Genomic DNA, 16,222 nt, shown 5'->3' with positions numbered 1-16,222 from the left:
CAACGCGCGTCCAGTGAAAGGAGTTACACCCTCACCGGGAATCGCGTACGACGGGTCAGTTGTCCAGCTTGATCAGCAGACCAAGCACAACAATGCACGCGAACCAGGCCAGACCGATGAACACAGTGATCCGGTCCAGGTTCCGCTCGGCGACCGAGGAGCCGCCCACGGACGACTGCATGCCGCCACCGAACATGTCGGAGAGACCGCCGCCCTTTCCCTTGTGCATCAGCACCAGCAGCATCAGCAGCAGGCTGAAGACGATCAGGGCGATCTCGAACGCCAAAATCACGGCTGGTCCCTACTTTCCGGAATTCCTCTGGACTGCATGTGCGAACAACGGGGGCCGGGAGGCTACACCTTCCCCGGCCCCCGCAAGGGTACGACGGATCCGCGCTACCGCATACTCACTGGTCGCGGAAGCGGACGATCTTGACGAACTCGTCGGCGTCCAGCGCTGCGCCGCCGACGAGGGCGCCGTCCACATCCGGCTTCGACATGATCTCGGCGACGTTCCCGGACTTCACGGAGCCGCCGTACTGGATGCGGACCTTGTCGGCCAGCTCCTGGGAGTACAGCTCGGCGAGGCGGCCGCGGATCGCCGAGCAGACCTCCTGGGCGTCGTCGGCGCCGCAGACCTTGCCGGTCCCGATCGCCCAGACCGGCTCGTACGCGATCACGATCGACTCGGCCTGGTCGGCCGGGATGTCCCGCAGACCGCCGTCGACCTGGGCGAGCGTGTGCGCGACGTGGTTGCCCGCTTCACGGACCTCCAGTTCCTCGCCGACGCAGAGGATCGGGGTCAGGCCGTGCTTGTAGGCGGCCTTCACCTTGCTGTTGCAGATCTCGTCGGTCTCGCCGTGGTACTGGCGGCGCTCACTGTGGCCGACGGCGACGTAGGTGCACTTCAGCTTGGCGAGCATCGGGCCGGAGATCTCACCGGTGTACGCGCCGGAGTCGTGCGCCGAGATGTCCTGGGCGCCGTACTTGATCTTCAGCTTGTCGCCGTCGACCAGCGTCTGTACGGAGCGCAGGTCGGTGAAGGGCGGCAGGACGGCGACCTCGACGGCTTCGTAGTCCTTGTCGGCCAGGGCGAAGGCGAGCTTCTGGACGTGTGCGATGGCCTCAAGGTGGTTGAGGTTCATCTTCCAGTTGCCCGCCATCAGCGGGGTGCGAGTGGTCATGAAAGGTCAGTCCTCCAGTGCGGCGAGGCCGGGAAGCGTCTTGCCCTCAAGGTATTCGAGGCTGGCGCCGCCACCGGTCGAGATGTGTCCGAATGCGTTTTCGTCGAAGCCCAGGATGCGGACGGCGGCGGCGGAGTCACCACCGCCGACGACGCTGAAGCCCGAGGAGTCGACGAGGGCCTGGGCGACGGCCCGGGTGCCCTCGGCGTAATCAGGGTGCTCGAAGACGCCCATCGGACCGTTCCAGAAGACGGTGACGGCGTCGGCGAGCTTCGAGGCGTACAGCTTGTTGGTCTCGGGACCGTTGTCCAGCCCCATGAAACCGGCCGGGATGGCGTCCGCGGGCACGGTGCGGTGCTGCGTCGGGGCCTTGGCCTTGAGGTCCGGGAACTGCTCGGAGACCACGACGTCGACGGGGAGCACGAACTCCACGCCCTTCTCCTCGGCGCGCTCGAGGTATTCCAGCACCGCCGGGATCTGGTCCTCCTGGAGGAGGGAGCTGCCGACCTCGTGCCCCTGGGCCTTGAGGAAGGTGTACGCCATGCCGCCGCCGATGAGAATGCGGTCGGCGCGCTCCAGCAGGTGGTCGATGACACCGAGCTTGTCCGAGACCTTGGAGCCGCCGAGCACGACGGCGTAGGGGCGCTCGACGTTCTCGGTGAGCTTCTTCAGGACGCCGACCTCGGTGGCGATCAGGTCACCGGCGGCGTGCGGCAGCCGGGCCGGAAGATCGAAGACCGAGGCGTGCTTGCGGTGCACGGCTCCGAAGCCGTCGCCCACGTACACGTCGGCGAGCTCGGCGAGCTGGTCGGCGAACGCGCCGCGCTCGGCGTCGTCCTTGGAGGTCTCACCGGGGTTGAAGCGGAGGTTCTCGATGACGGCGACCCGGCCGTCGGTGAGCGCGGCGACCGTGGCGCGGGCGGACTCGCCGACCGTGTCGGTCGCGAAGGCCACGTCGGCACCGAGGAGCTCGCCGAGACGGGCGGCGGCGGGCGCCAGGGAGAAGGCGGGGTCCGGAGCCCCCTTGGGACGACCCAGGTGCGAGGCGACGATGACCCGCGCCCCGGCCGCAGCGAGCTTCTCCACGGTCGGCTGGACGGCGCGGATGCGGCCGTCGTCGGTGATGGTGGTGCCGCTCAGCGGCACGTTGAGGTCGGCGCGGACGAATACGCGCTTGCCGGTGACCCCTTCGGCGAGAAGTTCGTCGATCGTCTTCATCTTGCTGGACTCCTTGGAAGGGCGAGGGAGCATGCAACGGGGCTCGAACGGCGCGGCGTTGCGCTGTTCGAGCCCCGTGCTCACATCGAGATGCCTGCCGACCCGAAGGTCAGAGCTGGTTGCCGACGAAGACGGTCAGGTCGACAAGACGGTTGGAGTAACCCCACTCGTTGTCGTACCAGCCGAGGATCTTCACCGACTTGCCGTCCTGAACCATCGTCAGCGAGGAGTCGAAGGTGCAGGACGCCGGGTCGCTGACGATGTCCGAGGACACGATCGGGTCCTCGGTGTAGTAGAGGATGCCCTTGAGGTCGCCGTCGTCGGCGGCCTTCTTGAACGCGGCGTTGACCTCGTCCTTGGTGACCTCGCGCTGCAGCTCCACGACCAGGTCGGTGGCCGAGCCGGTCGGCACCGGGACGCGCATGGCGATGCCGTCCAGCTTGCCCTTCAGCTGCGGGAGCACCAGGGCGGTGGCCTTGGCCGCGCCGGTGGTGGTCGGGATGATGTTCTCGGCGGCGGCGCGGGCGCGACGCAGGTCCGAGTGCGGGAAGTCCAGGATGCGCTGGTCGTTCGTATAGGCGTGGACCGTCGTCATCAGGCCCTTGACGATGCCGAAGTTCTCGTCCAGGACCTTGGCCATCGGCGCGACACAGTTGGTGGTGCAGGAGGCGTTGGAGATGACGTGGTGGCTGGCCGCGTCGTACTTCTCCTGGTTGACACCCATCACGATGGTGATGTCCTCGCCCTTGGCCGGAGCCGAGATGAGGACCTTCTTGGCACCGCCGGCGATGTGCTTCTCGGCGTCGGCCTTCTTGGTGAAGATGCCGGTCGACTCGATGACGATGTCGACGCCCAGTTCGCCCCAGGGGATGTCGGCCGGGTTGCGCTCGGAGAGCACCTTGATGGTGTGACCGTCGACGGTGATGGTGTCGGTGGTGTGGCTGACCTCCGCCTTCAGACGACCCAGAATGGTGTCGTACTTCAGCAGGTGGGCCGTGGTCGCAGTGTCACCCAGGTCGTTGACAGCCACGATCTCGATGTCCGCACCCTGCTCCAGCAGCGCGCGGAAGTAGTTACGTCCGATGCGGCCAAAGCCGTTGATGCCTACGCGGATCGTCACGAACCGATCTCCTCGTTAGGTACGCCGGTTTTCGACGCCGGCGAGTTGTATGGGATGTCCCCGACCGCCTCCGACCCTACCTCTCCGATGGCGCGGGAGTGACATCGAGCGGGGCCGGAAGAGCCGCGCAGGCCCGTACCCCTCGGTAGGAGTACGGGCCTTCGGATGCCCGGTCGAACACGCAGTCACGACTACGGAGCGTCAACGCCCCGGGGATTTCCCGGCGTTCTGAATTCGGCCGATTTCACAGCCTTCGCCGGTCACCCCACCAGTCCGTCGGCGAGCTCCTCGCTGAGGGTCGATTCCGTCCCCGGGACACCCAGGTCCTGGGCTCGCTTGTCGGCCATCGCCAGGAGTCGGCGGATCCGGCCGGCGACCGCGTCCTTCGTCAGCGGCGGGTCGGCGAGCGCGCCCAGCTCCTCCAGGGAGGCCTGCTTGTGCTCCATGCGCAGCCGTCCGGCCGCCGCGAGGTGCTCGGGCACCTCCTCGCCGAGGATCTCGAGCGCGCGCCCCACCCGGGCGCCCGCGGCGACCGCGGCCCGCGCGGAACGGCGCAGGTTGGCGTCGTCGAAGTTGGCGAGCCGGTTGGCCGTGGCGCGGACCTCACGACGCATCCGCCGCTCCTCCCAGGCCAGCACCGACTCATGGGCGCCGAGCCGGGTGAGCAGCGCACCGATCGCGTCGCCGTCGCGGACGACGACCCGGTCCACCCCTCGCACCTCACGGGCCTTCGCCGCGATGGAGAGCCTGCGGGCCGCGCCGACCAGCGCGAGTGCCGCTTCCGGACCGGGGCAGGTCACCTCCAGCGAGGAGGAGCGGCCCGGTTCGGTGAGCGAGCCATGGGCCAGGAAGGCCCCGCGCCAGGCGGCCTCGGCATCGCAGGTGGCCCCCGAGACCACCTGCGGCGGCAGACCGCGGATGGGCCGGCCGCGACCGTCCACCAGACCGGTCTGGCGGGCCAGCTGGTCGCCTCCCGCCACCACCCGGACGACATAGCGGGAGCCGCGCCGCAGCCCGCCGGGGGCCATTACGATCAGCTCCGAGCTGTGCCCGAAGATTTCGAGGATGTCCCGCTTCAGCCGGCGAGCCGCCATCGCGGTGTCCAGCTCCGCCTCGATCACGATCCGACCGCTCACCAGGTGCAGCCCGCCGGCGAACCGGAGGATCGCCGAGACTTCTGCCTTCCTGCAGCAGGTCCGGGTCACGGGAAGCCGAGAGATTTCGTCCTTCACCGCGGGCGTCATCGCCATGGGCCGATCCTTCCATGCATCCGAAAAATACGGTCGTACGCGGCGGCCAACAGCTCCGGATCATGGATCGGAACGCCGTCGGGTGAGGCCACCGGCGCCAGCTCGACCGCGGCGCCGAGCCGCTTGGCGGCGTCGGCGAGGGACTCACGATCGGGCACGGCGGCTTCGTCGGCCAGCACCACGTCCATGGCGAGTTTAGGGGCGTGTCGTCCCAAAACCTCCAAATGACGCTGCGGAGAGAAGCCATCAGTTTCGCCGGGTTGCGGTGCGAGGTTGAGCGAGAGGACCTTGCGGGCCTTGGTCTCGACGAGCGCGTCGAGCAGTTCCGGGACGAGCAGATGCGGGATCACGGAGGAGAACCAGGACCCCGGACCGAGCACCACCCAGTCGGCGTCCAGGACGGCGGCGACGGCCTCGGGAACGGCCGGCGGGTCGTGCGGGACGACATGGACGGACTGCACCTCGCCCGGGGTGAGCGCCACGGTGGCCTGGCCGCGCACCGTGTCCACGTCGTCCGGGCGGTCCGGGTCGTGGCCCCGTACGAGCGCCTGGAGCTCCAGCGGCACGGCGGACATGGGCAGCACCCGGCCGTGCGCCCCGAGGAGCTTGCCGACCAGGTCCAGGGCCTGGACATGGTCACCGAGCTGCTCCCACAGGGCGACGATCAGCAGATTGCCGACCGCGTGCTCGTGCAGATCGCCCTTGGACTGGAAACGGTGCTGGATGACCCGGGCCCAGGTCTGGCCCCAGTCGTCGTCACCGCACAGGGCGGCGAGCGCCTTGCGCAGGTCGCCTGGCGGCAGGACGCCGAGCTCCTCGCGGAGCCGACCGCTGGAGCCGCCGTCGTCGGCGACGGTGACCACGGCCGTGAGATCGCCGGTGATCCGGCGGAGCGCGGCGAGTGACGCGGACAGCCCCATGCCGCCGCCGAGCGCGACGACCTTGGGCTGCGCGCCGCGCTTGCGGCCGGGCAGCGCAGCGGTGGCTCTGCGCAGCCGCCGCAGGCGCAGGTTACGGCTGGTCACTCGCGCCCCATGTCCCGGTGGACGAGGACGGTCTCGATGCCTTCGGTCGCGAGCCTGGCCGCGAGCTTCTCCGACATGGCCACGGAGCGGTGCTTGCCGCCCGTGCAGCCGACGGCGATCGTCACGTAGCGCTTGCCCTCGCGGCGGTACCCGGCGGCGATGAGCTGGAGCAGTTCCGTGTACTGGTTGAGGAATTCCTTGGCGCCGGGCTGGTCGAAGACGTAGGCGGAGACCTCTTCGTTGAGCCCGGTGAACGGCCGCAGCTCGGGAACCCAGTGCGGGTTGGGCAGGAAGCGGCAGTCGACCACGAGGTCGGCATCGACCGGCAGGCCGTACTTGAAGCCGAAGGACATCACCGTGGCGCGCAGCTCCGGCTCCTCGTCGCCGGCGAACTGGGCATCCATCTTGGCGCGCAGTTCGTGCACGTTGAGGCTGGAGGTGTCGATCACCAGGTCGGCGTCGCCGCGCAGCTCGCGCAGCAGGTCGCGCTCGGCGGCGATGCCGTCGACGATCCGGCCGTCGCCCTGGAGCGGGTGCGGGCGGCGGACCGATTCGAAGCGGCGGACCAGGGCGTCGTCGGAGGACTCCAGGAAGACGATCCGCCGGGTGACGTGCTTGGCCTCCAGGTCGGCGAGGGAGTCACGGAGGTTGTCGAAGAAGCGGCGGCCACGCACGTCGACGACGACGGCGATACGGGCCACGTTGCCCTGCGAGCGGGCGCCGAGCTCGACCATGGTGGGGATCAGGGCGGGTGGCAGGTTGTCGACGACGAACCAGCCGAGGTCCTCCAGACACTTGGCCGCCGTGCTGCGTCCGGCGCCCGACATCCCCGAGATGATCACCAGCTCGGGGATGGCCGCGTTCCCGTCGCCCGTGTCGTTGGTGGTGCCCGTACTCACGTGTCCTGCTCCGTCTGTTCGGTCGGTGCTGTCGTGCTCGACATCGCGTTCCTGCTCGACGTCGTGTTCGTGTTCGTGCTCGTGCTCAGTCATGTCGTGCTGCCCCCGTCGTCCTCTTCGATGATCTCTCCTGTCGCCGTGTTCACGGCGGGCGTGGCCGGGGCGGCCGAGGCCAGGGCGACAGCCACTGATTCCGCCGTTCTGCGGCCTATCCCCGGAACCTCGCAGATCTCGTCGATTGTCGCCTGCCTCAGCTTCTTCACGGAGCCGAAATGCTTGATCAACGCCTGTTTCCGGGTCTCTCCGAGGCCTGCGACCGCGTCCAGGGGGCTGGACCGGATGCGCTTGGCCCGTTTGGCGCGCTGATACGTGATCGCGAAGCGGTGGGCCTCGTCACGGACGCGCTGGAGGAGGTAGAGGCCCTCGCTGGAGCGGGGCAGGACGACGGGGTCGTCGTCATCGGGCAGCCAGACCTCTTCGAGGCGCTTGGCGAGGCCGCAGACGGCGATGTCGTCGATCCCCAGCTCGTCGAGGGCCCGCTTGGCGGCGGCGACCTGCGGCTGGCCGCCGTCGACCACGACGAGCTGCGGCGGATACGCGAACCGCTTGGGCCGGCCGTCGTCCTCACGGGGCTCGGTGTCCGGGTCCGGGGCGCTGTCCGGGACGGGGCCGGTGCCCGGTCCGGGGACGGTCTCCCCGGTGGGTGCGGTCCCCGGACCGGGAGAGGTGTCCGTGCCGGGGGCGACGGCCGGGAGGAGAGCCGTGCCCGTGCCCCGTGCGGCCCCCGTGAGAGCGACCGTGTCGCCTCCGGCGGCCGGGACGGGACCGGTCGGAGCGGGGGTCTCCTCCCACTCCCCCGTCCGCTCCTTCTCCTGGAGGTAGCGCTTGAAACGGCGGCCGATCACCTCGTGCATCGACCGGACGTCGTCCTGGCCCTCGAAGCCCTTGATCTGGAAGCGGCGGTACTCGCTCTTGCGGGCCAGTCCGTCCTCGAAGACGACCATGGACGCGACCACGTCGTCGCCCTGGAGGTGGGAGATGTCGAAGCACTCGATGCGCAGCGGGGCCGTGTCGAGGTCGAGCGCCTCGGCGATCTCCTCCAGGGCGCGGGAGCGGGTGGTCAGGTCCGAGGCGCGCTTGGTCTTGTGCAGCCCCAGGGCCTGCTGGGCGTTGCGCTGGACCGTCGCCATCAGGTCCTTCTTGTCACCACGCTGCGGGATGCGCAGGCTGACGTGGGAGCCCCGGCGGTCGGCGAGCCACTGGGAGATCGAGTCGGGGTCCTCGGGGAGGGCCGGGACGAGCACCTCCTTGGGGACGGAGTCGCCCGTCTCCTCGCCGTACAGCTGTTGCAGGGCGTGCTCGACCAGGCCGGAGGTGTCGACGTTCTCGACCTTGTCGGTGACCCAGCCGCGCTGACCGCGCACCCGCCCGCCGCGCACATGGAAGATCTGGACGGCGGCTTCGAGCTCGTCCTCGGCGACCGCGATCAGGTCGGCGTCGGTGGCGTCGGCGAGGACGACGGCGCTCTTCTCCATGGCCCGCTTGAGGGCCTCCACGTCGTCGCGGAGCCGGGCCGCCCGCTCGTACTCCATCTCCTCGGCCGCCGCCATCATGTCCTTCTCCAGGCGGCGGATGTACGTACCGGTGCGGCCGGCCATGAAGTCGCAGAAGTCGACCGCGAGTTCGCGGTGCTCCTCGGGGGTGACCCGGCCCACGCAGGGGGCCGAGCACTTGCCGATGTAGCCGAGGAGGCACGGGCGGCCGGTCCTGGCGGCGTTCTTGAAGACCCCTGCGGAACATGTACGCACCGGGAAGACCCGGAGCATCAGGTCGACCGTCTCGCGGATCGCCCAGGCGTGCCCGTAGGGGCCGAAGTAGCGCACGCCCTTCTTCTTGGCCCCGCGCATGACCTGGACCCGCGGGAATTCCTCGTTGAGCGTGACCGCGAGATACGGATAGCTCTTGTCGTCGCGGTACTTGACGTTGAACCGGGGGTCGAACTCCTTGATCCAGGAGTACTCCAGCTGGAGCGCCTCGACCTCCGTGGAGACGACCGTCCACTCCACCGAGGCGGCGGTGGTGACCATCGTGCGCGTACGCGGGTGGAGCGCGGCCAGGTCCTGGAAGTAGTTGGCCAGGCGCTGGCGCAGGTTCTTGGCCTTGCCGACGTAGATCACCCGGCGGTGTTCGTCGCGGAATTTGTAGACCCCCGGGGAGTCGGGGATCTGTCCCGGCTTGGGGCGGTAGCTGGAGGGGTCTGCCATGTGTCCCACCCTACTTGCGGGCAGTGACAGTGCTGTCTGTCGGCGGTGGAGCCGTGCTCCGGGGCGCGGACCGGGGGAGCGCGCCCCGGAGCACGGGTCAGGAGGTGCGGTCGCCGGTCACGAGGCCGCGCTGCCGGTGCGGTGCCGGAGCTCCGCCCAGGTCTCGGCGGGCGCACCGCGCGGTGCCCGTGCGGATCTCGCTCTCACCGGCCGGCACCGGACCGTTCACCTGGTGGAGCAGGGGGTACGGCCCGGCATGGTCGGCATCGACTGGGACTGGGAGTGAATCCGTTCGCGGCGGAGGTCAGGCCTTGGGGCCCGCGATGAGCTTCCCGCCCTCCAGCCGGACCGGGACCGCGGGCAGCGGCACGGTCGCCGGGCCGTGCAGCGCCTCGCCGGTGGTCGTGTCGAAGTGGCTGCCGTGGCAGGGGCACTCCCCCACGTTGTCCTCGATCTTGTTCAGCAGGCAGCCCGCGTGGGTGCACTGGGCGCTGAACGCCTTGTACTGACCCTTGGCCGGGCAGCTGACGATGACCCGCTGGTCCCGGTAGAGCTTGGATCCGCCGACCGGAACCTCTTCCGGCGCGCCGAGTTCGACGGGCGCGGTCGGCGTCGGCGTCACGGCGTGGCCGAGCTTCGACTCGGTCGAGCAGGCGGCGACTCCCAGCCCGGTGGCGCCGGCGAGCGCGGCACCCTTCAGCACGGTACGGCGGGCGGCGGGCTGGCCGGGCATGCGGTCTCCACTGGTCAGAGGGTGCAGGGTGCAGAGAGCTACCGCGGGCGACTGAGACACGCCGATACCGGAGGTACCGCGAGTATCAGAGCCATCGGTGACAGAACCGACGATACCGGCGGGGACCAGGGTCCCGTAGGCCGGGCCACCCCGGACGGGTCGTCCCTGGTCAGGAGAGGAGGGTGCACATGCCTCGGATCGGAGGGGGTGGGGCGCTCGGCCGCAACAACGAGCACCGGCGGGACACCCCCGTGCCGACGAAAGCGGCGGCCCCGGATTCCGGGGCCGCCGCCCGTACGCGGGCCTCAGGCCTTGCGCGTGCGCGTCGTCTTCTTGGCAGCGGGCTTCTTCGCCGCTGCCGTCTTGGTGGTCCTGGCAGTGGCGGACTTGGCGGCCTGGCCCGCGCTCGTCCTGGCCGTGGCCGTCTTCCTGGCCGGGGCCGACTTCGCGGCGACGGCCTTCTTCGCCGCCACGTTCCGCACCGGCTTGCGGGCCGCGGGCACCGCGGCTTCGCTCACCCGGTCCGGGTCCAGGATGCCCTGGAGGAACTTGCCGGTGTGGCTGGCCGGAACCCCGGCGACCTGCTCCGGTGTCCCCTCGGCGACGACCAGACCCCCGCCGTTGCCTCCTTCGGGGCCCATGTCGATGACCCAGTCCGCGGTCTTGACCACATCGAGGTTGTGCTCGATGACGATCACCGAGTTCCCCTTGTCGACCAGCCCGGAGAGCACCTTGATGAGCTTGCTGATGTCCTCGAAGTGCAGACCCGTGGTCGGCTCGTCCAGCACGTAGACCGTGCGGCCGGTGGAGCGCTTCTGCAACTCGCTCGCGAGCTTCACACGCTGGGCCTCACCACCGGAGAGCGTCGGCGCGGACTGGCCGAGCCTGACGTATCCGAGGCCGACCTCGTGCAGCGTACGCAGGTGACGGGCGATCGTCGGGACGGCCTCGAAGAACTCCAGGCCCTCCTCGATCGGCATGTCCAGCACCTCGGCGATGGACTTGCCCTTGTAGTGGACCTCCAGGGTCTCGCGGTTGTAGCGCGCTCCGTGGCAGACCTCGCACGGGACGTACACATCCGGCAGGAAGTTCATCTCGATCTTGATCGTGCCGTCGCCGGAGCAGTTCTCGCAGCGGCCGCCCTTGACGTTGAAGGAGAAGCGGCCCGGCAGATAGCCGCGCACCTTCGCCTCCATCGTCTCCGCGAACAGCTTGCGGACGTGGTCGAAGACACCGGTGTACGTGGCCGGGTTGGACCGGGGCGTACGGCCGATGGGCGACTGGTCGACGTGGACCACCTTGTCGACCTGGTCGTCCCCGTCGACCCGGGTGTGCCGCCCGGGGACCGACTTCGCGCCGTTCAGCTCGCGGGCCAGGTGGGTGTAGAGGATGTCGTTGACCAGCGTCGACTTTCCCGAACCCGAAACACCCGTGACGGCCGTGAGCACACCGAGCGGGAAGGAGACGTCGATGTCCTGGAGGTTGTTCTCGCGGGCCCCGTGCACCGTGAGCCTGCGCCCCGGGTCGACGGGGCGCCGGATGTCGGGCATCGCGATCGACTTCTTGCCGTTCAGGTACTGGCCGGTGATCGAATCGTCGTTGCCCAGCAGTTCCTTGAGCGATCCGGAGTGGACCACCTTCCCGCCGTGCTCACCGGCGCCGGGGCCGATGTCGACGACCCAGTCGGCGACCTTGATGGTGTCCTCGTCGTGCTCGACGACGATGAGCGTGTTGCCCATGTCACGGAGCCGGACCAGGGTCTCGATCAACCGGTGGTTGTCCCGCTGGTGCAGGCCGATGGACGGTTCGTCCAGCACGTACAGCACACCGACCAGGCCGGAGCCGATCTGGGTGGCCAGCCGGATGCGCTGGGCCTCGCCGCCGGACAGGGTGCCTGCCGCGCGGTTCAGCGAGAGGTAGTCGAGACCGACGTCGACCAGGAACCTCAGCCGCTCGTTGACCTCCTTCAGCACCCGCTCGGCGATCTTCTTGTCGCGGGCATTCAGCTTCATCCGGCCGAGGAACTCGGCGCACTCGCTGATCGACATCGCGGAGACCTCGGCGATGGACTTCTCCATCACCGTGACCGCGAGGACGATGGGCTTGAGCCTGGTGCCCTCACAGGTCGGGCAGGGCACCTCGCGCATGTAGCCCTCGAACCGCTCCCGGCTGGAGTCGCTCTCGGCCTCGGAGTGCCGCCGCTTGACGAACTGCACCGCCCCCTCGAAGGCGGGCGTGGTGTAGGCGCGCTCGCGCCCGTACCGGTTGCGGTAACGGACCTCGGTCTGGATCTTGTGGCCGAAGAGCAGGGCCTTCTTGGCGCGCTGCGGCAGCCCGGCCCACGGGATGTCCGTACGGAATCCGAGGGCCTCGGCGAGCGCGCCGATCAGCCGGCCGAAGTACTCCTTGGTGTGGCCGTGCGACCAGGGGTGGATCGCGCCCGCGTCGAGCGACCTCTCCTCGTCGGGGACGATCAGCTCCGGGTCGACCTCCATCCGCGTGCCGATACCCGTGCAGTCGGGGCAGGCGCCGAAGGGCGAGTTGAAGGAGAAGGAGCGCGGCTCCAACTCCTCGAAGGAGAGGTCGTCGTACGGGCAGTAGAGGTGCTCGGAGTACATCCGCTCACGCTCGGGATCGTCCTCGGGGAGGTCGACGAAGTCGAGCACGACCATGCCGCCGGAGAGCCCGAGCGCGGTCTCGACCGAGTCGGTCAGCCGGCGCTTGGCACTGTCCTTCACCGTGAGACGGTCGATGACCACCTCGATGGTGTGCTTCTCCTGCTTCTTCAGCTTGGGCGGCTCGGAGAGATGGACGGTCTCGCCGTCGACCCGGGCCCGGCTGTAGCCCTTGGTCTGCAGATCGGCGAAGAGATCGACGAACTCGCCCTTGCGTTCGCGCACCAGGGGCGAGAGCACCTGGAAACGGCTGCCCTCGGGCAGACCGAGCACCTTGTCGACGATGGCCTGCGGCGACTGGCGCGAGATGGGCCGCTCGCACTCGGGGCAGTGCGGCTTGCCGATCCGGGCGAAGAGCAGCCGGAGGTAGTCGTAGACCTCGGTGATGGTGCCGACCGTCGAGCGCGGGTTGCGCGAGGTCGACTTCTGGTCGATGGAGACGGCGGGCGAGAGGCCCTCGATGAAGTCGACGTCCGGCTTGTCCATCTGGCCGAGGAACTGGCGGGCGTACGAGGAGAGGGACTCCACGTAGCGTCGCTGGCCCTCGGCGAAAATCGTGTCGAACGCGAGAGACGACTTGCCCGACCCGGAAAGCCCGGTGAAGACGATGAGGGAGTCGCGGGGAAGGTCGAGCGAGACGTTCTTGAGGTTGTGCTCGCGAGCGCCACGGACGATGAGACGGTCGGCCACGCCGGTCCGCACCTTTCTAGAGAGAAATGGGGGAACTGAGCCCCTGTCCCAGGGTATGGGGGGCGCCACAGCGATGTACGAAGCTTTCGACTCCGAGCGTATAGCACGCACATTCGATTTACGGACGCCCATGGACTCCTTCACCCGAATGAGTGGCGAGGCTAGGCTCAGCCTCATGATTGATCACGCGCACGACCTGGAAGCCCTACGTGAAGCGACTGATCGACTGCTCAGCGCCACAGGAAAATTGGACGACGCCTCGCTTGCCGGGCCCTCGCGTCTGCCGGGCTGGAGCCGGGGCCATGTCGTTGCGCACCTCTCTCGTAACGCCGACGCGCTCGTAAATGTTCTCCACGGCCGACCCATGTACGCAGACAGCGAAACCCGCGACCGTGACATCGAGCGCGACGCGACCCGGCCGAGGGCCGGACAGCTGGCCGACCTGGCCGAGAGCGCGGCCCGCTTCGCGGCCGCCGCTTCGGCCCCGGCCGACTGGTCCCGCACGGTCACGCTGCGCAACGGCGTGACCGACTCGGCCTCCCGGGTCCCCTTCCGCCGCCGCGTCGAGGTCGAGCTGCACCATGTCGACCTGGGAATCGGTTACGAGCTGGAGGATCTTTCCGACGAGTTCGTCGCCCGGGAGATCGACTTCCTCGCCGAGCGGTTCGGCGGTCACCCCGATGTCGTGTCCACGGCCGTGGCCGACGACGAGGGCCGGGTGTGGACAACGGGCGGCGGAGCAGAGGGCGCTCCCGTCTCCGTCCGCGCTACGGCCCCCGAGCTGCTCGGCTGGCTCTGCGGGCGTCGCGACGGGTCGGCGCTGACCGTCGAAGGCGGCCCCCTCCCCGTACTGCCCCCGCTATAGGCTGAGACGCATGACGTACAGCGGAGCGGTCAAGGTCGGCGGTCGTGCGGATGTGCACGAGTTGACGGATCTGATGATCTCGAAGGTCGCCGTCGGCCCGATGGACAACAACGCCTATCTGCTGCGCTGCCGGGCCACCGACGAGCAGCTCCTGATCGACGCGGCCAACGAGGCCGGGACCCTGCTGCGGCTGATCGGTGACGACGGCATCGCCTCCGTCGTCACCACCCACCGGCACGGCGACCACTGGCAGGCGCTCGGCGAGGTGGTGGCCGCCACCGGCGCGCGTACGTACGCCGGGCGGTACGACGCGGAGGGCATCCCGGTCCCGACCGATGTCCTGGTCGACGACGACGACACGATCCAGGTGGGCCGGGTCCGCCTGACCGCCCGTCACCTCGTCGGCCACACCCCGGGCTCCATCGCGCTGGTCTACGACGACCCGCACGGCGCTCCGCACCTGTTCACCGGGGACTGCCTCTTCCCGGGCGGTCCTGGGAGGACAACACTTCCGAAGGACTTCGAGTCGTTGATGAACGGCATCGAGACCAAGCTCTTCGACCGGCTGCCGGACGAGACGTGGGTCTACCCGGGTCACGGTCACGACACCACGCTCGGTGCGGAACGCCCGCACCTGGCGGAGTGGAGAGCCCGAGGCTGGTAAGTCGGTACCTCGTACGGCCTCGGGGAACATCGGTACTCGGCCGCTACAGCTTCACCGCGTCCACCCCGGCCGATGGCGGCCTCAGGCCACTGCAAAACCCGGACACACTTGGGCTCGACGAGGACGACGACTGACCGCAGCCGGACACTCACCAGACCGATGGCCGCTCTTTGGGCCGTGCCCGGCGGGAAGTCGACCTGGGCCCCGCGGGCCGGGCGGCGCTCGACCGTGTTCTGGCAACGACCTGAGGACCGCTTGCTCGTCGCAAGGATTCCGAGGTGCGGCCACCGTGCCTGCCCGCACGGCTGACGGTCCGACAAGCAGGAGGGAGCGGGCGCCCCGACCGTTAGCATACGAGCGTCCGCGGCTGCGGCCCGTGGGGCAGACACCTTGCCACTGGGGGCGCGGGGCGGCGGATTCACCTGTGAGAGCCCAAGGAGGCCTGCGGCCGCAGGTCATCCGTGACCAGTGGAGTTCGAACAACATGAGACCCAGACGCCTGCGCCGGTATGTGTGCATAGGAACCCTCCTCGCTGTCGGCCCCCTGGCCGGATGCTCCTCGTCGGACGGGTCGGCCGAGCCGACGCGGACAGAATCGTCGTCCGGCCGGCCCGCGCACGAGAGCAGCAGCCCGAAGGCGTCGTCCCCGGCGTTCACCACCCCGGCCGAGTGCGGCGGGCTCCAACTCAAGGGCGACGCGACCTTCGCCGGTTCGGCCCTGTCGAAGTGTCTGGTGGCCGCGTTGAAGGCGTACGGATCGGGTACGGAGTCCGTGCAGTCGGGGGACGAGTCGGGGACTTCGCAGTTCGTCTTCGGGGACGAGCCCTCGCTGTCCGGCTCGATGACGGGACCGGAGGGGGAGAACGCATACGTCTTCAAGGGCGACGACGAGTGGATCAAGACCCCGGGGCTCGGCAAGTGGGTCAAGGGGGACGAGAGCAGCACCGACCCGCAGGAGCGGGTGGTGGCCGCCACGGGGAAGCTCTATCGCGCGCTCGCTGATCCGGCGGTGACAGCCCAGATGATCGCGTCGGCGCCGGAGTGGACCGTGGAGCGGGAAAGGCCCGTGATCTCCCTGGACAATGGGGAGGACGTCGAGGCGTGGCGGATCGTGAACAAGAAGCCGTACACGTTCCTGGGCGCGGACGTGCGGGAGCACATCCTGTGGTTCGGGGACGACTTCACGCCTTACGGCGGGCAGGCCGAATCCAGAGCAGGCGGCGTGATGACCACGACCACACAGCGCTTCTACGATCTTGGCGAACCGGTAACGATCGAGCCGCCCGCGTAGACCTACCGGAGCCCGGAGTCCGGCCACTTCGGTGAAGTACACGCGGAACAACGGCTCGTCACCGCAGCGGCACCCGGAAGGTGTTCTCCGGACTCGGCCCTGTCCTCGTATTGCTACGGCAAACGGACATGTAGCGCTGAGTGATGCTCGGGGCTGCATCGGGCGCGAGGCTCAGCGGTGCCCTGCGGCTCCTGACACGCCGCCCAGAGGGCAGACACGCCCCGTGATCATTCTCAGCGCGAACGGCTGTCCGATGTTCCCCGAGGCCCTCGTACAAGCGGGGCCGCCCTGAAAAGGGCCGGCCCCGCTTTGGTGTTCCCACACCCGCAGCCGGTTGTAGACGC

At 69.1% G+C, this 16,222-nt stretch carries 14 protein-coding genes; 4 read left to right on the top strand and 10 right to left on the bottom strand.

Annotated features, from left to right (window positions below):
- Positions 1-55 precede the first annotated feature (55 nt).
- From secG to uvrC, 8 genes are all read right to left on the bottom strand, one after another.
- Entirely contained in the window at positions 56-292 is a 237-nt protein-coding gene (secG, locus tag ACF1B9_RS02870) for a preprotein translocase subunit SecG (RefSeq protein ID WP_114243929.1), read from the bottom strand.
- A gap of 115 nt (positions 293-407) precedes the next feature.
- A complete protein-coding gene (gene tpiA, locus ACF1B9_RS02865; protein ID WP_391739885.1) occupies positions 408-1,184 on the bottom strand; it encodes a triose-phosphate isomerase in 777 nt (258 codons plus the stop codon).
- Between the two features lie 6 nt (positions 1,185-1,190).
- Positions 1,191-2,402 (bottom strand): phosphoglycerate kinase, encoded by a 1,212-nt coding sequence (locus ACF1B9_RS02860; RefSeq protein WP_391739886.1) that lies wholly within the window; start codon positions 2,400-2,402, stop codon positions 1,191-1,193.
- A 109-nt stretch (positions 2,403-2,511) separates the two neighbouring features.
- The gene (gene gap / locus ACF1B9_RS02855; protein WP_391739887.1) at positions 2,512-3,522 is read right to left on the bottom strand and encodes a type I glyceraldehyde-3-phosphate dehydrogenase; all 1,011 of its coding nucleotides are present in this window, start codon (positions 3,520-3,522) and stop codon (positions 2,512-2,514) included.
- A gap of 260 nt (positions 3,523-3,782) precedes the next feature.
- Positions 3,783-4,772 carry a DNA-binding protein WhiA gene (gene whiA / locus ACF1B9_RS02850; protein ID WP_391739888.1) on the bottom strand — a complete coding sequence of 330 codons (990 nt, stop codon included), beginning with the start codon at positions 4,770-4,772 and terminating at the stop codon, positions 3,783-3,785.
- A complete protein-coding gene (gene yvcK / locus ACF1B9_RS02845) occupies positions 4,763-5,797 on the bottom strand; it encodes a uridine diphosphate-N-acetylglucosamine-binding protein YvcK (protein ID WP_391739889.1) in 1,035 nt (344 codons plus the stop codon). The genes whiA and yvcK overlap by 10 nt, the downstream gene beginning before the upstream one ends.
- Positions 5,794-6,789 carry an RNase adapter RapZ gene (rapZ, locus tag ACF1B9_RS02840; RefSeq protein WP_391739890.1) on the bottom strand — a complete coding sequence of 332 codons (996 nt, stop codon included), beginning with the start codon at positions 6,787-6,789 and terminating at the stop codon, positions 5,794-5,796. The genes yvcK and rapZ overlap by 4 nt, the downstream gene beginning before the upstream one ends.
- Entirely contained in the window at positions 6,786-8,960 is a 2,175-nt protein-coding gene (gene uvrC, locus ACF1B9_RS02835) for an excinuclease ABC subunit UvrC (protein WP_391739891.1), read from the bottom strand. The genes rapZ and uvrC overlap by 4 nt, the downstream gene beginning before the upstream one ends.
- A 136-nt stretch (positions 8,961-9,096) precedes the next feature.
- Between uvrC and ACF1B9_RS02830 the strand changes: the two genes are divergently transcribed.
- Entirely contained in the window at positions 9,097-9,246 is a 150-nt protein-coding gene (locus ACF1B9_RS02830) for a hypothetical protein (protein ID WP_391740112.1), read from the top strand.
- Positions 9,247-9,264: 18 nt separating this feature from the next.
- Here the strand turns inward: ACF1B9_RS02830 and ACF1B9_RS02825 are convergent, their stop codons facing one another.
- Together ACF1B9_RS02825 and uvrA are read right to left on the bottom strand one after the other, a co-directional pair.
- The gene (locus ACF1B9_RS02825; protein ID WP_391739892.1) at positions 9,265-9,693 is read right to left on the bottom strand and encodes a Rieske (2Fe-2S) protein; all 429 of its coding nucleotides are present in this window, start codon (positions 9,691-9,693) and stop codon (positions 9,265-9,267) included.
- A 305-nt stretch (positions 9,694-9,998) separates the two neighbouring features.
- The gene (uvrA, locus tag ACF1B9_RS02820; RefSeq protein ID WP_391739893.1) at positions 9,999-13,058 is read right to left on the bottom strand and encodes an excinuclease ABC subunit UvrA; all 3,060 of its coding nucleotides are present in this window, start codon (positions 13,056-13,058) and stop codon (positions 9,999-10,001) included.
- Positions 13,059-13,233: 175 nt separating this feature from the next.
- Between uvrA and ACF1B9_RS02815 the strand changes: the two genes are divergently transcribed.
- From ACF1B9_RS02815 to ACF1B9_RS02805, 3 genes are all read left to right on the top strand, one after another.
- Positions 13,234-13,923, top strand: coding sequence for a maleylpyruvate isomerase family mycothiol-dependent enzyme (locus ACF1B9_RS02815; protein ID WP_391739894.1), 690 nt, complete (start codon positions 13,234-13,236; stop codon positions 13,921-13,923).
- A 10-nt stretch (positions 13,924-13,933) separates the two neighbouring features.
- Positions 13,934-14,587: an MBL fold metallo-hydrolase gene (locus tag ACF1B9_RS02810; protein ID WP_391739895.1), complete on the top strand. Its 654-nt coding sequence runs from the start codon at positions 13,934-13,936 to the stop codon at positions 14,585-14,587.
- A 484-nt stretch (positions 14,588-15,071) separates the two neighbouring features.
- Positions 15,072-15,878 carry a hypothetical protein gene (locus ACF1B9_RS02805; protein WP_391739896.1) on the top strand — a complete coding sequence of 269 codons (807 nt, stop codon included), beginning with the start codon at positions 15,072-15,074 and terminating at the stop codon, positions 15,876-15,878.
- The last annotated feature ends 344 nt before the right edge of the window (positions 15,879-16,222 follow it).

Origin of the sequence: Streptomyces sp. NPDC014727, from assembly GCF_043083485.1 — a bacterium.
GTDB lineage: Bacteria > Actinomycetota > Actinomycetes > Streptomycetales > Streptomycetaceae > Streptomyces.
The sequence above is the reverse complement of the archived record's forward strand: the minus strand, read 5'-3'. Positions and strand labels throughout refer to the sequence as shown.